This window comes from Actinophytocola sp. (assembly GCF_009379765.1).
Lineage (GTDB): Bacteria > Actinomycetota > Actinomycetes > Mycobacteriales > Pseudonocardiaceae > Actinophytocola.
Genome location: NZ_WHTD01000019.1, coordinates 1 through 17,702, shown reverse-complemented (window position 1 = coordinate 17,702; position 17,702 = coordinate 1). Strand labels below are relative to the sequence as shown.

Below are 17,702 nucleotides of genomic sequence, written 5' to 3'. Positions count from 1 at the left end.
AGCGTCGTCGGCGACTCGGTGCAGTTCTCCGCCCTCGGCACGGAGCTGGCCGACCGGAGCGTCGTCGGGACCGCCCTGACCCTGCAGGTGGCGATGGGGTTCCTGCTCACCGGCGGCACGATCTGGCTCGTCCCGGTGCTGGCGGGCGCCGTCGGGTGGCAGTGGGCGTTCGCCGTGCTGGCGGTCGGCCCGCTGTCCGGCATCGTCGCGATGCGCCGGCTGCTCCGGCTGCGCGCCGGTCTCGCCTGAGCCGCGTGGCTCCGGGCCGGCGCTACAGTGACGACACGTGACGACAAGCGAGACGAGAGGCGAGTCGTTGGCCGGACAGCCGCCCCGACCCGCCGGCGGCGCGGAACGCACCCGCGACGCCGGGCGGACCCGCGCGGAGATCATCGACGTCGCCACCCGCGACTTCGCCGACAAGGGCTACGCCGGGGCCCGGGTGGACGAGATCGCCGCGAAGATGAGCACCACCAAGCGGATGATCTACTACTACTTCGGCAACAAGGAGCAGCTCTACGTCGAGGTGCTCGAGCACGCCTACGCCGGGATCCGGGCCATCGAGCAGAAGCTCGACATCGAGCACCTCGACCCGGTCGACGCCATGCGCCAGCTGGCCGAGCTGACCTTCGACCACCACGAGTCGCACCCGGACTTCATCCGGCTGGTGAGCATCGAGAACATCGACCACGCCGAGCACATGGCCCGGTCGACGGCGCTGTCCGGCCTCGCCAACCCGGCACTGGACGTGCTGGCCCGCATCCTCGACCGCGGGCACGCGGCCGGCGTCTTCCGCGGCGGCGTCGACCCGCTCGACATCCACATGGTGATCAGCTCGTTCTGCGTGTTCCGGATCGCGAACCGGCACACGTTCCAGGCCATCTTCAAGCGCGACATGCTCGACCCCGAACGCCGCGCGCAGCACCGGACCCTGCTCGGCGACCTGGTCCTGGACTACCTGGCCGCACGCTGAGCGCCCGCCGTGCCGGCGCGTGGTGGGTACGCGCCACGGGAATCTCGATTGCCCGGTCGGGGTGGCGCTGGGACGATCCCGTCCATGCCTGCCCTCGCCGCGAACGACGGAACGAAACTCGCCTACCACGTGCTCGGCGAGGGCACCCCGGTGGTGTGTCTGCCGGGCGGTCCGATGCAGGACTCCGACTACCTCGGCGACCTCGGCGGCCTGTCCGCGCGCCTTCGGCTGATCCTGCTGGACCACCGCGGCACCGGGCAGTCGGCGACACCGGCCGACCCAGGCACGTACCGCTGCGATCGCCTGGTCGACGACGTCGAGGCGCTGCGCGAGCATCTCGGCCTCGATCGCGTGAACCTGCTCGGGCACTCCGGGGGTACGAACCTCGCCGTGTTGTACGCGGCCCGGTACCCCGAGCACATCGACAAGCTCGTCCTGGTGGCGCCGAGCACCTACGCCCTCGGCCTCGCCGCCACCGCCGACGACCGGCGCGAGGTGGTGCGGCTCCGCGAAGGCGAGTCCTGGTTCGGGCCGGCGTCGGCGGCCTTCGAGAGGATCAACGCCGGCCAGGCCACGGACGGCGACCGGGCCGCCCTCACCCCCTTCGTCTACGGCCGGTGGGACGCCGCGACACAAGCCCACCACGTGAGTGGCGAGACGCGGCGCAACACCCGGGCCGCCGCCATCTACGGCGCCGAGGGCGCCTTCCACCCCGAAGCCACCCGCGCGGCACTGGCCACCCTCGGCGCGCCGGTCCTGCTGCTCGCCGGAGAAGTCGATGTGAACAGCCCCCCGCGCGTCGTGGCCGAGCTCGCCGGACTGTTCCCGAACGCCACCCTCGCCACCCTGCCCGGAGCCGCCCACTTCCTCTGGCTCGACGATCCCACCTGGTTCACCACGACCATCGCGTCGTTCCTGGGGGTGACCCGTCCGCCTCGGCGCTCCCGCGGCGCTGATCCGCGACGGTAGCGGCGCGGGCCGGTCAGCGGCCGGTGAAGGCACGCCCGGTCGCCAGCAGGCCCAGCGCCATCTCGAACTTGTCCTGCGGGCGCTGCAGGGTCCGCCCGGTGAGGGACTCGATCTGCTTCATCCGGTAGATCACCGTATTGCGGTGGCAGAACAGCGCCTCCGCGGCGTGCGTCGGTGAGCCGTCGTGGGCGAGCAGGGCCTCGAGGGTCTCCAGCAGCGTTCGGGCCAGCGGCGGCGACTGCTGCAGCAGCGGGCCGACGGTCTCGGCCACCAGCACCGGCAGCACCTCCGGGCTCCCCGCGAGCAGCACCTCCGGCAGCCGGTCGGTGAGCGGAGCAAGTCGCTGGGTGCCGCGGGGAAGGGACTCGGCGGTCCGGGACGCGAGCTGGTAGGCGGTGGCGAACCCGGCCAGCCCGTCGGCGCACGGGGCGAGGCCGACCCGGCCGGCGACGCACGGCTCGAGCACCTGGACCAGCTGCGGCACGGTCAGCGCCCCGCTCGGGATCAGGCCGAAGAAGTTGCCGCCCCGAACATGCCAGTGCGAGCTGAGGCCAGCGCGCTCGAGCCGGTCCTCCGGTGCCCGCAGCGGCTCGTCGAGCGGATCGATGAACGGTGCCACCACGCACACGACCACCTCGTCGGGGCCGATGCCGAGCGCCTCGCGCGCCTCCCTGGCGAACTCCGGATCCGCTCCCCTGCCCTCGACCAGGCCGTCGAGGAAGTTCTGCTGGCGCTGGAGGTTCTGCCGTTGCAGCCGGTTACTCTCGCGCCGGTAGGCCTCGACGAGGACCGCGTTCTGGACGTCGAGCGCGGCCCACAGCTTCTGGCCGGCGAGCACGAGCAGGTGCTCGTTGACCTGGACCTTCTCGGCCCATCCCTGCCGCAGCAACGCCTCCCACAACGTGCGGGTGCCTTGCGTGTACGCGCTGAGGACCCGGTCCATCGGCACGCCCTGGCGCGCCCGCAGCCGGCCCGTCTCGCGCCAGACGTCCGTGGCCCGCTGCTCCGGGTCGGCCATGCCGGCCATCGCCCGGATGCCGCTGCGGACGTGCTCGCGGCTGCTCGCGCGCAGGTCGGCCTGCCGGTCCGGGCGCTGTTCGGACCAGTACGGATCGCGTTCCAGCAGCGTGAGCGTGATGTCGTCGGCGATCGCGTCGGCCTGGCCCAGCAGTGACGCCCAGGCCCGTTCGATCTTGTGCTCCATCTCGGGCGCGGGGTCGGGAACCCCGGACGGGGGAACCCGAGGGCTGCCGTGCGCCACGTCCATGGTCAGAAGAGTGGCACCCGCCGCACATAAGAACCAACCCGGGCGACGGAATTGAGTCGGTTCGCACGACCTATTTTGTGCGCCGCGCCTATGTCTCTGATCGTGCTCCGCGCACCAAAGTGGTGCGCACCACATCCCGACGTTGGGAGCCGTGCGTGCCAGAACCTGGTTTCGAGATGTCCGGGGTGTCGGTGACCTTCGGGGGCCTCGTGGCGCTGTCGGACGTCTCCCTGGAGGTGGCGCCCAACCAGGTGCTCGGCGTGATCGGGCCGAACGGCGCCGGCAAGACGACGTTGTTCAACGTCGCGTGCGGTTTCGTCCGGCCGGACGCCGGGCTGCTGCGATGGCGGGGGCAGGAGCTGCGGGGGCTGCGTCCGCACCAGCTCGCCGGGCTCGGCATCTCGCGCAGCCTCCAGGATCTCGGCCTCTTCGACCACATGACCGTGCTCGAGAACGTCATGGTCGGCGCCACCCGGCACGCCCGCACCACGTTCTGGTCCGCGCTGCTCGCGCTTCCGAGCCACCGCCGCGACGAGCGCGCGCTGACCGAGCGGACCATGGCGGTGCTCGAGGAGCTCGGCATCGCCGACGTCGCCCACCGGTACGCGGCGAGCCTGCCCTACCCGGTGCGCAAGCGGGTCGCGCTGGCCAGGGCGCTGTCGGTCGAGCCGGACCTGCTGCTGCTCGACGAACCGGCCAGCGGCCTCGCCAACGACGAGATGGCCGAGATCGGCGAGCTGATCCGCGGGCTGACCGTGCGCACCTCGGTGATGCTCGTGGAGCACCACATGGATCTCGTGATGAGCGTCTGCGACGACATCGTGGTGCTCGACTTCGGCAAGGTCATCGCCCGCGGCGGCCCGGACCACGTCCGGGAGCACCCCGCGGTGCTGGCCGCCTACCTCGGCGAGGACGTTCCACATGAGACGGCGGCGACGCGCCCGGAGCGGCGGTGGGGATGCTGACCGTCACGGACCTGACCGCGAGCTACGGCCCGGTGACCGCGCTTGACGGGGTGAGCTTCGAGGCCCCGCGGGGTGAGATCACCGCGGTGCTCGGCGCGAACGGCGCGGGCAAGACGACCCTGCTGCGCACGATCTCCGGACTCGTCCGGCCCACCCGCGGCACCGCCGCCCTGGCCGGCCGCGATCTCACCAGGGTGCCCACCGAGCAGATGGCGCGGATCGGGCTGGCGCACGTCCCCGAGGGCCGCGGAGTGATCACCCAGCTGACCGTCGAGGAGAACCTGCGCCTCGGCGGGCTCGGCCGGGGCTCCCGGGTCAAGATCGACGACCTGGCCCGCGCCTACTCGCTGTTCCCGATCCTGGCCGAGCGCCGCCGCCAGTCGGCGCACGTGCTCTCCGGCGGTGAGCGGCAGATGCTGGTGATCGCCAGGGCGCTGATGGCCCGGCCCACCGTGCTGCTGCTCGACGAGCCGTCGCTGGGGCTCGCCCCGCGCATCGTGGTCCAGATCTTCGACCTGCTGCAGACGCTCGTGGCCGCCGACGGGCTCACCGTCCTGCTCGTGGAGCAGAACGCGCGCAGCGCGCTGTCCATCGCCGACCGGGGCGTGGTGCTCAACCTCGGCCGGCTCGTGGTGCAGGACAAGGCGTCCGCACTCGCCGAGGACGTGCAGCTCCGCCACGCCTACCTCGGATTCTGAGAAGGGGGCCCCGTGCAGCAGCTGACCACCACCGTCCTCACCGGACTGACGCTCGGCATGGTCTACGCCGCGTTCGCGCTCGCCCTGGTGCTGATCTGGCGGGCGACCCGGATCGTGAACTTCGCGCAGGCCCCGATGGCGATGATCACCACCTACATCGCGCTGGTGCTCATCGACGCCGGGCTGTCCTACTGGCTGGGCTTCGTGGTCGCGCTGCTGTCCGGCCTGGTGCTCGGCGCGCTCGTCGAGCGGTTCGTGATCCGCTACATGGTCGGCAAGTCCGAGATCAACGCGGTGATCCTGACGCTGGGCCTGTTCATCGTGATCCACGCGGTCGCCGCGCTGGTCTTCGGCGCGCGCTACCGGTCGTTCCCCGCGCCGTTCGGGCTGCGCGGCTTCCAGTTCGGTGACACGACCATCGCGCTCACCGGGTTCGGCGTGTTCACGATCCTCTCGGTGGTCGCGGTGATGGTGTCGCTGGTGCTGCTGTTCCGGGGCACCAACGTCGGCCTGAAGATGCGCGCGTCCGCGTTCAACATCGAGATGTCGCGGCTGCTCGGCGTCCGGGTCGGCCGGATGCTGACCCTGGGCTGGGCGCTGGCCGCGGTGGTCGGCTCGCTCTCCGGCCTGCTGATCGCCGGCGGCGGGCTCGTCCATCCGTCCTACATGGACGGTGTGGTGGTGTACGGCTTCGTCGCCGCCGTGCTCGGCGGGCTGGACAGCCCGGCCGGCGCGGTGGCCGGCGGGCTGACCCTGGGGCTGTCGCTGAGCCTGGTCAGCGGGTACGTCGGATCCGAGCTGGTGCCGCTCGCCTCATTGGTCATCCTCATGGCGGTGCTGCTGGTCCGCCCGGGTGGCCTGTTCGCCCACGTCCGTGAGCGGAGGGTGTGACATGTCCACGAACACCGAGGCCCCCACCTCGTCCGCGGAGCGCCCCGCGGCGGCCTCCCCGCCATCGCGCCGGGTGTCCCGTGTGGACAGGATCATGGGCCGGACGCCGCTGCGCCGCCACCTCACCCTCGCGCTGCTGGCCATGGTGGTGGTCGTCCTCGTGCTGGAGAGCACCGGGCAGTTCCGCAACGCCCAGTTCGCGTCGATGGCCTACTACGGGATCGCCGCCGGCGGCCTGACCATCCTCATCGGACTCAACGGGCAGATCTCCCTGGGGCACGGGGCCTTCATGGCCATCGGCGCCTACACCGCCGCGCTGCTGCTCCAGGGCGACAACCCGCTGCCGCTGCCGGTGATCCTGCTCGCGGGCACCCTCGTGACGCTCGTGGCGGGTGCGCTCGTCGGGGTCGCGGCGGCGCGGCTGCACGGGCCGTACCTGGCCGGCGCGACGCTCGCGCTCGCGGTGGCGGTCCCCGGCATTCCCCTGTACTTCAGCGAGACGCTCGGCGGGGAGCAGGGGCTGAACGTGCGCGTGCCGGAGATCCCGAACTGGTTCGCCGACGCGGTGTTCTTCGTCACCGGGCAGGACATGAGCCGCAGCCGCTACCTCGCCTACCTCGGCTGGCTCTGCCTGATCGTGACGTTCGTGCTGCTGGCCAACCTCGCTCGCGGCCGGGTCGGCCGGACGTGGCGGGCGGTGCGGGACAACGAGGTCGCCGCCGAGCTCGCCGGCATCGACCTCGGCCGCGCGCGGGTGCTCGCGTTCGTCGTCAGCGCCGCGTGTGCCGGGCTCGCGGGCGGGCTGCTGGCGCTGTCGGCGCGGATCGCGGCGCCGAGCGGGTTCACGCTGACCCTGTCGTTGCTGCTGCTGTCCGCGATCGTCCTGGGCGGACTCGGCACGCTGACCGGCGCGCTCCTCGGCGCCGCCATGCTCACGTTCGTGCCGCAGCTGGTCACCGGTCTCGGCCAGGACCTCGGACTGAGCGACGTGCGGTCGGCCGAGCTGGCACCACTGATCTACGGCCTGGTCACGATGCTCGTCGTGCTCTTCGCGCCGGCCGGGGTAGTCGGCGGGGTCCGCGCCGCCGCCCGCCGCCGTGGGTCCTCCCAGTAACCCAGCTCCACTACCCAGCACCTATTTGGAGGCAATACCGATGAAGCGATGGCCCCGATCCACCGTGCTGGTCACCACGGTGCTGACGACAGGCGCGTTACTGGCCGCGTGCGGCGCCGGTGACGAGCGCGAGGACACCCCGTCCGAGGGCTCCACCGTCGGGATCACCGACGACAGCATCAAGATCGGCGGCCACTTCCCGCTGACCGGGGTGGCCGCGCCGGGCTACAGCGAGATCCCCAGCGGGCACCAGGCCTACTACGACTTCGTCAACGCCAACGGCGGGGTGCACGGCCGCAAGATCGAGTTCGTCGTGCGTGACGACGCCTACAACCCGACCAACACCAGCCAGGTGACCAACGAGCTCGTCCTCAACGACGAGATCTTCGCGATGGTGAGCGGGCTGGGAACGCCGACGCACAGCGCGGTGGTCGACTTCCTCAACGGCGAGAAGGTGCCCGACCTGTTCGTCTCCTCCGGCTCGCTGCAGTGGGGCGACGCGCCGAAGGACAAGCCCTTCACGTTCGGCTGGCAGCCGGACTACGAGATCGAAGGCAAGATCATCGGCGACTACGTGAAGACGAACATGCCCGACGCCAAGGTCGGGCTCTTCCTCCAGGACGACGACTTCGGCCGGGACGGCGAGAAGGGCGTGCGCCAGTTCCTCGAGGACCAGATCGTCGAGGTGCAGCGCTACCAGTCCGGCAACACCGACGTGGCGCCGCAGATGGCGGCGCTGCAGGCGTCCGGCGCGGACCTCATCCTGGGCTTCAACACGCCGTCGTACACCGCGCTGAGCCAGCTGCTCGCGCTGCGGCTGAACTACAAGCCGAAGTGGTTCTACAGCAACGTGGGCTCCGACCCGGCGCTCGTCGGCTCGCTGCTCGCCAGGTTCTCCGAGGGCGCGGTGAAGGACGGCTCCGGCCTGCTCGACGGCGTGCTGACCACCGAGTACATCCCGGGCACCGACGTGCCGGACGACCCGTGGATGAAGCTGTGGCAGAAGGTGTGGGACGAGCAAGGCGGCGAGGGCGAGCTGACGAACTACCGCGTGTACGGCATGTCGCAGGCCTACACCTTCGTGCAGGCGTTGCAGGCCGCGGGTGAGAACCCCACCCGTGAGGGCATCGTCGCGGCGATCGAGAAGGCCGGCGCGGACTTCGAGGGACCGGGGCTCGCCCCGTTCCGCTTCTCGGCCGACAGCCACATGGGCATCTCGGGCATGCAGCTGGTCGAGATCAAGGGCGGTGTGGGCGAGGAGCTGACTCCGGTCCTGGTCACCGACATCGGCGACGCCCCGATCGAGGAGGACGACTCGGCGGCCTCCGACTCCCCACCGGACAACGGGATCCCCGACGAACCCGCCGCCGGGTAGTGGTCCGGTTGCTCGGCCGGCGGCGGCGCGCCGGCCGAGCAACCCGTTCGGGGTCACCGTTTCACTTGCTGGGCCAACCGGGTGAACCCTTCCCGCCGGGCCGACGTCCGTCAGTACTGTTTCGGTCACGGATCCGAAACAGAGAGGTGTGCGGTGTCGCAGCAGACCAACTGGGTTCCCACATCAGTCGACCTCAGCAGGCCGAGTGCGGCAAGAATGTACGACCACCTGCTGGGCGGGAACCACAACTTCGCCGCGGACCGCGAGTTCATCGAACGGCTCATCAAGATCCAGCCGGAGGCCAAGCGGGTCGCCGTCATGAACCGGGCGTTCCTGCGCCGCGCCGTGCTGTTCATGATCGAGCGCGGCATCCGGCAGTTCCTCGACCTGGGGTCCGGCATCCCGACCGTGGGCAACGTGCACGAGATCGCCGAAGCCGCCGACCCCGGGTCCCGGGTGGTCTACGTGGACAACGAGTACGTCGCGGTCGCCCACAGCCAGCTCCTGCTGGAGGGCAACGAGAAAGCGGTCATGGTGCACGCGGACGTCACCACGCCCGGCCTCGTGCTCCAGAACGAGCACGCCCGGCGCGTCCTCGACTTCGACCAGCCGATCGGGCTGCTCGCGGTCACGATCGGCCACTACATCCTCGACGAGCAGGACCCGGTCGGGGTGTTCGCCGCGTACCGCGACGCCATCGCGACGGGCAGCTATCTCGCGATCACCCACTTCACCGACGACTTCGCGGTGATCAGGGGCGAGCAGCTGACCCGCGAGATGCGCAAGTCCCAGAACAACGTCCGCGCCAGGTCGCGGGCCGAGGTGCTCCAGTTGTTCGGTGGCTTCGAGCTGGTCGAGCCGGGCCTGGTCACGACGTCGCGGTGGCGGCCGGAGCAGGGCACCGAGCTACCGGAGGACCCGGAGAAGGACGGGCTCTACGCGGGCGTCGCCCGCAAGAGCTGACGCGCGCACCACACGGTCGTTCTCGTGAGTGCGTGGCGGTGCGCTGCCCCCGCACACCGCCACGCACTCACGCCCCTGCCGCCCCTGTGGAACTGATCTTCCCGGCCCACTCGATGGCGGGAAGAAGCTTGTCGAGCAGCTCGCGCGCGGCGAGCGTCAGCGAGCAGCACGCGACGGTGTCCCCCTCGCGGTCGCAGGCCACGAGCCCGGCCTGCTCCAGCCGGCGCAGCGTGGTGTCGAGCTTGGTGCCGGCCACGTCCTTGTACGGCAGCGGCCCGCAGGACAGCGCGGCGAGCACGTCCAGCTCGTGCTCGCCGGGCAGCATCCGCAGCAGCGCGCGCAGCTGCTCGGCCAGGACGGTCTCGTAGTGCGACTGCCCGGCGCGGTCGGCGACCCGGCGAACCGACGCCTTGCTCCACTCGCTGGTGAGGTCGGTGAGGAAACGGATCTCCTCGAGGTCGGGCCGGCACTGCCGCCAGATCGGCGGCACGTCGCTGGCACGGACGGTGGCCATCACGCTGGCCATCGCGCTGGCCATCGCGATCCGGTCCCGGCCGGTGTGCTTGGCGTGCAGCAGCGCGGCGTCCGCGCCCTGGAACAACGCGACCAGGTCGTGGTCGGAGCTCTGCTCCCGCGCCGCGAGGCCGATGGACGCGGTGAGGCCGGTGATCGTGATGATCCCGTCGCGTGCCGACGGCGCCGACACGGCGGCGGCGCGGATCTGGGCCAGGACGCGCCCGGCGACCTTCTCCCCGCGGTCGCGGTCGGTGGCCGGCAGCAGCACGAGGAACTCGTCGCCGCCGTGGCCCCCGTACCGGCCCACGATGTCCATCTGGCGCACCGCACCCCGGACCACCGACGCGACGGCACGCAGCACGGCGTCCCCGGCGAGGTGCCCGTGCGTGTCGTTGATGTCCTTGAACCGGTCGAGGTCGAGCATCAACAGCACGGCGGGCTGGTCACCGACCTCGCCGAGGATCTCGGCCGCCGCCTCGTCCCAGGCCCACCGGTCGAGCAGGCCGGTCAGCTTGTCGGTGGTGCGGAAGCCGAGCGGTTGACCGCACGTAGTACAACACGGTCCGAGGGGAGCGTCGTCCGCGCCGGCGAGCCGCATCGCGGGAACCTCCCTGGACTCTGGTACGCCAATAGGATGAGAACGTCTTTCACATGAGTGGAAGAAGACACCGCGGAGCGTAGACTGCTTGACCGTCCGGTTTCAACTGACAAAAATGACGGCACGCAATCACGTCTATCTGTCGGTAGAGGACATGAGGTGGTGGGAGGGCACCGATGGCCGAACAGGCGCCCGGACGGGCCAGAAGCCTGGCCGACAAGCTGAACCACTTGTTCGCCACCGCGACCACCCGGCGCGGTCACGAGTACAGCAACGAGCAGGCGGCGACGGCGATCGTGGCGACCGGGGTGACCATCTCGCAGAGCTACATCTGGCAGCTGCGGAAGGGCAAGAAGGACAACCCCACCTTCAAGCACCTGCAGGCGCTCGCCGCGTTCTTCGGCGTTCCGGTCTCGTACTTCTTCGACAACGAGGTGACCGACCGGGTCGACCAGCAGCTCGAGGAGCTCAGGGCCTAGCAGGCGCGGCTGAACGAGATCATGGGCAGCAGCGACGCCCAGCTCATGGCGCTGCGCGCGGGAGAGCTCTCGCCCGCGGGCCGCCGCCAGGTGATGGACCTGCTCGACGTCGTGCACCGGCTGGAGCGGGCCGAGCGCGACACTGGTCCGGAAGAGTGAACGGGCGAGAAGCTGCGGTGGGCCTGACGACTTGAGCGGTGATCTGGAAAACTGCTGACGCCACAGGGCTGGGGGTGCGAGTCGGGAGGTATGACGGTGCGCGAACGGGAGTTACGCCGGCGCTGCCGGCGGTTGCTCAACGAGCTCGACATCCGACCGCCGCTCGACGTGCACGAGCTGTGCCGGCGGGTCGGGCTGCAGCGGGGCAAGCCGATCAGACCCGTCGCGCACCCGATCCCCGTACCCGGCCCGTTCGGCGCCTGGATCACCACCGACAGCACCGACTACATCCTGTACCAGCGGGAGACCAGCAAGGCGCACCAGGGCCACATCATCCTGCACGAGCTCGGCCACATCCTGGCCGGCCACCGCAGCGACGAGGACGACGACACACTGCTGGACCAGCTCTGCCCCGACGTCGAACCGGCCACCTTGCGCGACGAGTACCCGGACCTGGCGCCGGGCGCGGTCCGCCGGGCGCTGCGCCGGACCTCCTACGTCTCCGTCCAGGAGCGCGAGGCGGAGACGGTCGCCACGATCATCCTGGAGTGGGCCTCGGTGCTCGACTCGGTCGGCCCGCCGGCGGCCTCCTCGGACGCCGCGGCGCAGCGCATGGGCACCGCGCTGACCGACCGGTTGGGGTGGCTGTGACCTACACGGCGTTCGATGTCATCCACGGGATCGCGTCGTTCGGGGCGCTGGCGTGGATGCTGTACTTGGTGGCCCGCTCACCAGGGGACGTCCGGCGGTGGGCGGTGGCGGGGCTGCTGGCCGGCTGGTCGGTCGCCTACCCGTTCGGCATCGCGGCGAGCGCGGGCACGGACTTCCTCGGCGTCGACGCGATGACGGCCCGCTACGTCCAGCACGGGCTGCTGCTGGTCGCCGCCTACAGCCTGGTCTGCTTCTTCCAGTTCTCCGCGCTCGAGGCGCGCCTCGCCAGGGGGCGGGCCGCCCGGGAGGCCGTCGGGCTGGCGGTCGCCCTGGCGGTCGTCACCGCCGCCAACCTCGCCATCCCGGCCGACCTGCGTGTCCCGGCCGCCACGGTGACCTCCACGCCGGGTGAGGGTCCAGTCGGGGTGGACAGCATCGCGGCGTTCTACATCGCGGCGAACAGCTACCTGCTCTACGCCTTCGCCGCCGCATGCGTGTGGACCCGCCGCTACGCGCGCGGCGCCGAGCCGCGGCTGCGTCGGGGGCTGCGGGTCGCCTCCGGCGGGTTGGCCGCGACTCCCTGGCCGGGGCGACGTTCGTGGTGTCGAACGTCAGCAGGTGGGCCGGCACCCCGGCCGCGCCGCCGATCGTCATCACGAGCATCTTCCTGCTGCTGCTCGGGATCGTGCTGTTCGTGGCGGGGATGGCCTACCCGACCGTGGTCACCCGGCTGGCCGCGCTGCGGGTGTGGGTCCGGCACCGCCGCGCGTATCGCCACCTCCGTCCACTGTGGACAGTACTGAACGAGCGGTTCCCGCAGGACGCGCTGAGCCGGGTGCCGATCAGCCCCTGGCGGGACGCGCTGAGCCTGCGGAGCGTGCACCGCCGGTACTACCGCAGGGTCATCGAGTGCCGGGACGGGCTGGTCCGGATCAGCCCGTACCTCGCGAACATGGGCGCGGACCCGGCCGAGCTGGCCGTCCCGGAGCACCTGGCCGAGCAGCTCACCGGCGCGCTGCGGGCCCACGCTGCCGGGCAGACCGTGCCGCCGCAGGCCATCCCCATCGCGATGCCGAGCGACGACAGCCTGGACGCCGACGTCGACCGCCTGATCGAGCTCTCCCACGCAGTCCAACGCACCGCCACCTGACCCCGCGAGTCCCCACTCGGCACCCGCCTGTCCCCCGCCGAGTGGGGCTCGCGAGGCCGACCCAGCCGCGTAGCATCGCCGTTGACCATGGAGTACGACGCCGGTGTGACCACCACCCTGCTGCTCGTCGAGGACGACCCGCGCATCCGCGGCGCCCTGCGCCTCGCCCTGACCGACGAGGGCTACCGGGTGGTCGAAGCGGCCACCGGCGAACAGGCACTCGAACTGCTCGCCGACCCGCCCGACCCGGACGTGGTCCTGCTCGACCTGATGCTGCCCGGCATCGACGGCCTGCAGGTGTGCACCCGGATCCGCGAACGCGGCGACCTGCCCATCATCATGGTCACCGCCCGCACCGCATCGCACGAGGTCATCGCCGGCCTCGAAGCCGGCGCCGACGACTACGTCACCAAACCGGTCGACGCGGGCGAGCTCGCCGCCCGGATCCGCGCCTTGCTCCGCCGCACCCGGGTCACCGACCAGGACAACACGATCGACCTCGGCGACCTCACCATCCGCGCCGCCGAAGGCCGGGTGCTGCGCGGCACCGACGAGATCCCGCTGACCAAGACCGAGTTCCGGCTGCTCTGCACCCTCGCCACCGCCCGCGGCACCGTCGTCACCCGCGAACAACTCCTCGAACGCGTCTGGGACTACGGCTACTTCGGCGACACGCGCCTCCTCGACGTCCACATCCGCCGGCTCCGTCGCAAGATCGAACCCGATCCCAGCCAGCCCACCCTCATCACCACCGCCCGCGGCATCGGCTACCGCGCCGAGTCCCCCAGCGACCACCCCGGTGATGACCAGTGAGCGAACCCGTGCCACAGGACGACGGCCCACTCACCAGCGAGCGGAGCGAGCCAGTGTCACAGGCCGCCGGTGTCTGGTTCTGGGCGTTGGACTCGCGGGTCCTGGGGGTTGGACTCGCGGGTCCTGGGCGTTGGACTCGCGGGACTGACGAGCAGCGGAGCGAGCCAGTGTCACAGAGCGAACCATGAACCGGTTTCCGCTGCGCACCAGGGTGATGGCCTGGTTCAGCCTCGTCTCCCTCGTCGTCGCGGGCACCCTCGCGCTCGCCACCTGGCAGCTGTCCACCGGCTACATGATCGACCAGCGGGAGCGCAGCGCGGTCACCCAAGCCACCGGCAACGCCCGCCTCGTCGCCGCCGTCCTGCGCCGCGGCTCCGTCGGCCTCGAGGAGCTCATGACCGGCCTGGGCTCCGAGGCCGAGTCGGCCGTCCTGCTCGTCGACGACGGCCACATGATCAGCGGCGGCAACCTCGTCGACCCCAAACGCCTCCCCGGCGGGTTCCTCGACATGGTCCAGCGCGGCACTCCGGCTCACCAACGCACCACGCTCGACGGCGTCCCCGTCCTCGCCGTCGGCCTGCCCCTGCTCGCCGAGTCGGCCACCTATGTCGAGGTCTCACCCCTGCGCGAGCTCGACCGCACCTTCCGCTTCCTCAGCTGGATCCTCCTCGCAGGGACCGCCGCCAGCGGCCTCGCCGGCGCACTGCTCGGCCGCTGGGCGACCACCCACTCCTTGCGCCCACTGCGCAAGCTCACCGACACCGCGGCGAAAGCCGCGCACGGCGACCTGAGCGTCCGGCTCCCCCCGACCCACGACCCCGACCTCATCCCCTTCACCGACGCGTTCAACGACACCGCGGAACGACTACAGCAACGGGTCGCCCGCGACACCCGCTTCGCCGGCGACGTGAGCCACGAGCTGCGCTCCCCTCTCACCACCATGCTCAACGCGATGTCCGTACTCCAACGCCGCAGCCCGGACCTACCCGACGACACCCGGCAAGCCGTCGACCTCCTCGACACCGACCTGCACCGCTTCCGCCGCATGGTCGACGACCTCCTGGAAATCTCCCGCGGCGACCAGGACACCGACCGATCCACCTTCGAGCTCGTCGACCTCGCCACGCTCGTCCACGCCACCGCCAAGCACAGCCACATCCCGCCCGACGCACTCGACATCACCGAGCGGCCCTGGGTGCACGCCGACCGCCGCCGCCTCGAACGCGCCGTCACCAACCTCCTCGACAACGCCACCCGGCACGGCAAAGGGTTGGTACGGCTGGGAATTCTGAGCCGCGACGGCCACGCCCGCATCGAGGTCGACGACGCGGGCACAGGCGTCCCCACCAACGCCCGCGAACACATCTTCGAACGCTTCGCCCGCGGCTCCCCCGCCGACCGCGACTCCACCGACAGCGGCGCCGGCCTCGGCCTCGCCCTCGTCACCCAACACATCCGCCGGCACCACGGCCGGGTCTGGGTCGAGGAACGGCCGGGCGGCGGCGCCCGCTTCGTCATCGAGCTCCCGGAGGCCGCCGAATGACCCGGGGCCGTCGCGGCGGTCGCGGCGGTCGCCGCCCTGGCCGTCCTGTGTGCGCCCGGCTGCGGCGTGAGCACCGAGGACGAGCCGCAGCCCATCGAGGGCTCCTCGACGCGGCAGGCACCGCACCCCCGAGCGTCGACACCGAACCGAGCCCCACCTCGGCGGCGCCGACGAGCCCGACCAGCTCACCGCCGGTGCGGGCCGAGCCCGCCGGCCGCCGACCGTGAGCGGGATCAGGTGTCGTGCCGGATCACCCCGCGGATACGGCCCCATCCCACGTCCGAGCGCGACTGGAGGCGTGTGCCGCGGACGTCGGCGGCCCCGGCAGGCTTGCTCGCGGAAACCTTGGCGGACATGGGAAGGCCGCCACCGGGTCTGGGTGTGACGCCGCGGCGCCGCCGACCGGCGACGCCGCGATGTCCGAGGCAGACCAACAGTTGGGGTCAGGGCACGGGTTCGGCTACAGGGCGCGGAAGAAGGTGCGGATGTCGTCGGCGAGCACGTCGGGCACCTCCAGGGCGGGGAAGTGGCCGCCGCGGTCGAACTCGGACCAGTGCACGATGTTGTGCACCTTGTCGGCGAAGCCGCGGATGGAGGTGTCGGTGGTGAAGACCGCGACGCCGGTGGGGACGGTGCCCCGCGGCTTGGGGGCCCACATGCCGGGGTCGTTGAACCGTTCGTAGTAGGAGTTGGCGACGGAGGCGGCGGTGTCGGTGAACCAGTAGATGCTGATGTTGGTGAGGATGCGGTCGCGGTCGACGGCGTCCTCGGGCAGCTTGGCGGCGGGGTCGGTCCAGTCCTTGAACTTCTCCACGATCCAGCCGAGCTGTCCGGCCGGGGAGTCGTTGAGGCTGTGCGCGATGGTCAGCGGCCGGGTGCCCTGCAGTTGCATGTAGCCGCCGAGCTCCTCCTGCCACCGCTTCATCTCCGCCAGCCGACCCTGCTCCGCCTCGGTGAGCGCCGCCATGTCGGCCGGGTCGCCGGTGGGGAAGGTGACCAGGTTGTTGACATGCACCCCGACGACCCGCTCCGGCGCCGCCCGGCCCACCTGGGGTGCGACGAACGCGCCGACGTCGCCGCCGTGCACGCCGAAGCGGTCGTGGCCGAGCCGGGCCATCAGCTCGGTGAACGCGGCCGCGACCCGGCTGTCGGTCCAGCCGGTTTCGGTCAACGGGCCGGAGAACCCGAACCCGGGGATGGACGGGATCACCAGGTGGAAGGCGTCCGCCGGGTCGCCGCCGTGCGCGGCCGGGTCGGTCAGTGGCCCGATCAGGTCGAGGAACTCCACCACCGAACCCGGCCACCCGTGGATCAACAGCAACGGGGTGGCCCCGGCGTGCGGTGAGCGAACGTGCAGGAAATGCAGGTTCTGCCCGTCGATCGTGGTGGTGAACTGCGGTAGCTCGTTCAGCTGTGCCTCGTGCCCGCGCCAGTCGTAGCGGGTGGCCCAGTAGTCGGCCAGAGCGCGCAGGTAGCCGACCGGAACGCCACGCTCCCAGTCGGCGCCGGCGAGGTCGGCCGACCACCGGGTCCTGGCCAGCCGGTCCCGCAGATCGACGAGATCTGCCTGCGGAATCTCGATCCGGAACGGGCGAACCTCGGTGCCGCCACTGTTCTCGTCGGTGTTGGTCATGTCGGCCGTCCTCTCGGGGGAACCGTTCGTCTGAGGTGCGAGCCGGACTGTACTACATGACCGACCGGACGGTCACATAGTCTGTTAGGATTTCGGACGAGGTGGTGAAATGACCGACACGCGCACCGACGGCCGCACCGCGCGCGGCGACAGGACCCGGCGCAGGATCCTGCGCAGGGCCGCCGACATCGCCTCGACCGACGGCCTGGACGGCCTGTCCCTCGCGGGAGTCGCTCGCGACCTCGACATCAGCAAGAGCGGCGTGCTCGCCCTGTTCGGCTCCAAACAGGACCTGCAGCTGGCGACGATCCGCACCGCCGTCCAGATCTTCCGGGAGCGCGTGGTGGAGCCCGCGATGACCGTGCCGGCGGGCCTGCGGCGGCTTTCCGAGTTGTGCGAGAACCAGCTCGACTACTCGCGCAGCCGCGTCTTCCCCGGCGGCTGCTTCTTCTCCGCCGTCTCCGCCGAGTTCGATGCCAAGCCGGGTCCGGTCCACGACCTGATCGCCGCATCCGTCGCCGAATGGACCGAGCTCATCGAGCACACCGCCGAACAGGCGCGGCACGCCGGCGAGCTCGCCCCGGACGCCGACCCCGCCCAGTTGGCGTTCGAGCTGGTCGCCTTCCTCGATCGGGCGAACGCGATGTCCGTTCTGCACGACGACCCCACCGCGTACCCCAAGGCCATGACCGCGATCCACCACCGCTTGAACCCGCGCACCCGCCGGTACCGCTCGTGATCCGGTGGGCATATCGGCGTCAACGGGACAGGGCGGACCAATCGGGTTCGGCAAACGCGGACCGCGGCCTAAGGGCTTGGAAATGAACAACACGCTCAACTGGGTGTGTCGGTCGGGCTGATGGTGTAGTTCCATTCGCCGTGCCACTCGTGTGGGGTCAGATACCGCGCGAGGAGTGTTCTCATCTCACGATCGGTGATCTTGAT

General features: G+C 71.1%; 20 protein-coding genes. 16 read left to right on the top strand and 4 right to left on the bottom strand.

Annotated elements, in window-relative coordinates; genetic code table 11:
* Positions 1–18: 18 nt before the first annotated feature.
* From GEV28_RS08255 to GEV28_RS08245, 3 genes are all read left to right on the top strand, one after another.
* A complete protein-coding gene (locus GEV28_RS08255) occupies positions 19–249 on the top strand; it encodes a hypothetical protein (protein ID WP_291410308.1) in 231 nt (76 codons plus the stop codon).
* A 67-nt stretch (positions 250–316) separates the two neighbouring features.
* Positions 317–973 carry a TetR/AcrR family transcriptional regulator gene (locus tag GEV28_RS08250; RefSeq protein WP_291410403.1) on the top strand — a complete coding sequence of 219 codons (657 nt, stop codon included), beginning with the start codon at positions 317–319 and terminating at the stop codon, positions 971–973.
* An 84-nt stretch (positions 974–1,057) separates the two neighbouring features.
* A complete protein-coding gene (locus GEV28_RS08245) occupies positions 1,058–1,942 on the top strand; it encodes an alpha/beta hydrolase (RefSeq protein WP_291410306.1) in 885 nt (294 codons plus the stop codon).
* 13 nt (positions 1,943–1,955) lie between these two features.
* Here GEV28_RS08245 and GEV28_RS08240 read toward each other — a convergent pair whose 3' ends face one another.
* Positions 1,956–3,209: a CdaR family transcriptional regulator gene (locus GEV28_RS08240; RefSeq protein ID WP_291410304.1), complete on the bottom strand. Its 1,254-nt coding sequence runs from the start codon at positions 3,207–3,209 to the stop codon at positions 1,956–1,958.
* A 176-nt stretch (positions 3,210–3,385) separates the two neighbouring features.
* Here GEV28_RS08240 and GEV28_RS08235 point away from each other — a divergent pair, with 176 nt between their 5' ends.
* The 6 genes from GEV28_RS08235 (at position 3,386) to GEV28_RS08210 (ending at position 9,215) form a co-directional block, all read left to right on the top strand.
* Entirely contained in the window at positions 3,386–4,174 is a 789-nt protein-coding gene (locus GEV28_RS08235) for an ABC transporter ATP-binding protein (RefSeq protein WP_291410401.1), read from the top strand.
* Positions 4,168–4,872 (top strand): ABC transporter ATP-binding protein, encoded by a 705-nt coding sequence (locus GEV28_RS08230; protein WP_291410302.1) that lies wholly within the window; start codon positions 4,168–4,170, stop codon positions 4,870–4,872. Before GEV28_RS08235 ends, GEV28_RS08230 begins: the two co-directional genes overlap by 7 nt.
* A gap of 12 nt (positions 4,873–4,884) precedes the next feature.
* Entirely contained in the window at positions 4,885–5,763 is an 879-nt protein-coding gene (locus GEV28_RS08225) for a branched-chain amino acid ABC transporter permease (protein WP_291410300.1), read from the top strand.
* Positions 5,764–5,857: 94 nt separating this feature from the next.
* On the top strand, positions 5,858–6,877 hold the full coding sequence (locus GEV28_RS08220) for a branched-chain amino acid ABC transporter permease (RefSeq protein ID WP_291410399.1): 1,020 nt from the start codon (positions 5,858–5,860) through the stop codon (positions 6,875–6,877).
* 40 nt (positions 6,878–6,917) lie between these two features.
* Positions 6,918–8,252 carry an ABC transporter substrate-binding protein gene (locus GEV28_RS08215; protein WP_291410298.1) on the top strand — a complete coding sequence of 445 codons (1,335 nt, stop codon included), beginning with the start codon at positions 6,918–6,920 and terminating at the stop codon, positions 8,250–8,252.
* A 153-nt stretch (positions 8,253–8,405) separates the two neighbouring features.
* The gene (locus GEV28_RS08210) at positions 8,406–9,215 is read left to right on the top strand and encodes an SAM-dependent methyltransferase (RefSeq protein ID WP_291410295.1); all 810 of its coding nucleotides are present in this window, start codon (positions 8,406–8,408) and stop codon (positions 9,213–9,215) included.
* 67 nt (positions 9,216–9,282) lie between these two features.
* Here the strand turns inward: GEV28_RS08210 and GEV28_RS08205 are convergent, their stop codons facing one another.
* Entirely contained in the window at positions 9,283–10,329 is a 1,047-nt protein-coding gene (locus GEV28_RS08205) for a GGDEF domain-containing protein (protein WP_291410293.1), read from the bottom strand.
* Between the two features lie 176 nt (positions 10,330–10,505).
* Here GEV28_RS08205 and GEV28_RS08200 point away from each other — a divergent pair, with 176 nt between their 5' ends.
* From GEV28_RS08200 to GEV28_RS08190, 3 genes are all read left to right on the top strand, one after another.
* Positions 10,506–10,808 carry a helix-turn-helix domain-containing protein gene (locus GEV28_RS08200; protein ID WP_291410291.1) on the top strand — a complete coding sequence of 101 codons (303 nt, stop codon included), beginning with the start codon at positions 10,506–10,508 and terminating at the stop codon, positions 10,806–10,808.
* 21 nt (positions 10,809–10,829) lie between these two features.
* Positions 10,830–10,967 carry a hypothetical protein gene (locus GEV28_RS08195; protein ID WP_291410289.1) on the top strand — a complete coding sequence of 46 codons (138 nt, stop codon included), beginning with the start codon at positions 10,830–10,832 and terminating at the stop codon, positions 10,965–10,967.
* 96 nt (positions 10,968–11,063) lie between these two features.
* Entirely contained in the window at positions 11,064–11,618 is a 555-nt protein-coding gene (locus GEV28_RS08190) for a hypothetical protein (protein ID WP_291410287.1), read from the top strand.
* Between the two features lie 235 nt (positions 11,619–11,853).
* Here GEV28_RS08190 and GEV28_RS42200 read toward each other — a convergent pair whose 3' ends face one another.
* Complete coding sequence (locus GEV28_RS42200; protein ID WP_367115051.1) at positions 11,854–12,054, bottom strand: hypothetical protein; 201 nt, start codon at positions 12,052–12,054, stop codon at positions 11,854–11,856.
* A 54-nt stretch (positions 12,055–12,108) separates the two neighbouring features.
* Between GEV28_RS42200 and GEV28_RS42195 the strand changes: the two genes are divergently transcribed.
* From GEV28_RS42195 to GEV28_RS08170, 3 genes are all read left to right on the top strand, one after another.
* On the top strand, positions 12,109–12,768 hold the full coding sequence (locus tag GEV28_RS42195) for an MAB_1171c family putative transporter (RefSeq protein ID WP_367115050.1): 660 nt from the start codon (positions 12,109–12,111) through the stop codon (positions 12,766–12,768).
* A 105-nt stretch (positions 12,769–12,873) separates the two neighbouring features.
* Positions 12,874–13,581, top strand: coding sequence for a response regulator transcription factor (locus GEV28_RS08175; RefSeq protein ID WP_291410281.1), 708 nt, complete (start codon positions 12,874–12,876; stop codon positions 13,579–13,581).
* A 184-nt stretch (positions 13,582–13,765) separates the two neighbouring features.
* On the top strand, positions 13,766–15,124 hold the full coding sequence (locus tag GEV28_RS08170) for a HAMP domain-containing sensor histidine kinase (protein ID WP_291410279.1): 1,359 nt from the start codon (positions 13,766–13,768) through the stop codon (positions 15,122–15,124).
* A 460-nt stretch (positions 15,125–15,584) separates the two neighbouring features.
* Here GEV28_RS08170 and GEV28_RS08165 read toward each other — a convergent pair whose 3' ends face one another.
* Positions 15,585–16,757: an epoxide hydrolase family protein gene (locus GEV28_RS08165; protein WP_291410278.1), complete on the bottom strand. Its 1,173-nt coding sequence runs from the start codon at positions 16,755–16,757 to the stop codon at positions 15,585–15,587.
* A gap of 109 nt (positions 16,758–16,866) precedes the next feature.
* Between GEV28_RS08165 and GEV28_RS08160 the strand changes: the two genes are divergently transcribed.
* Positions 16,867–17,496, top strand: a complete 630-nt coding sequence (locus tag GEV28_RS08160) for a TetR/AcrR family transcriptional regulator (protein WP_291410277.1) — start codon at positions 16,867–16,869, stop codon at positions 17,494–17,496.
* The last annotated feature ends 206 nt before the right edge of the window (positions 17,497–17,702 follow it).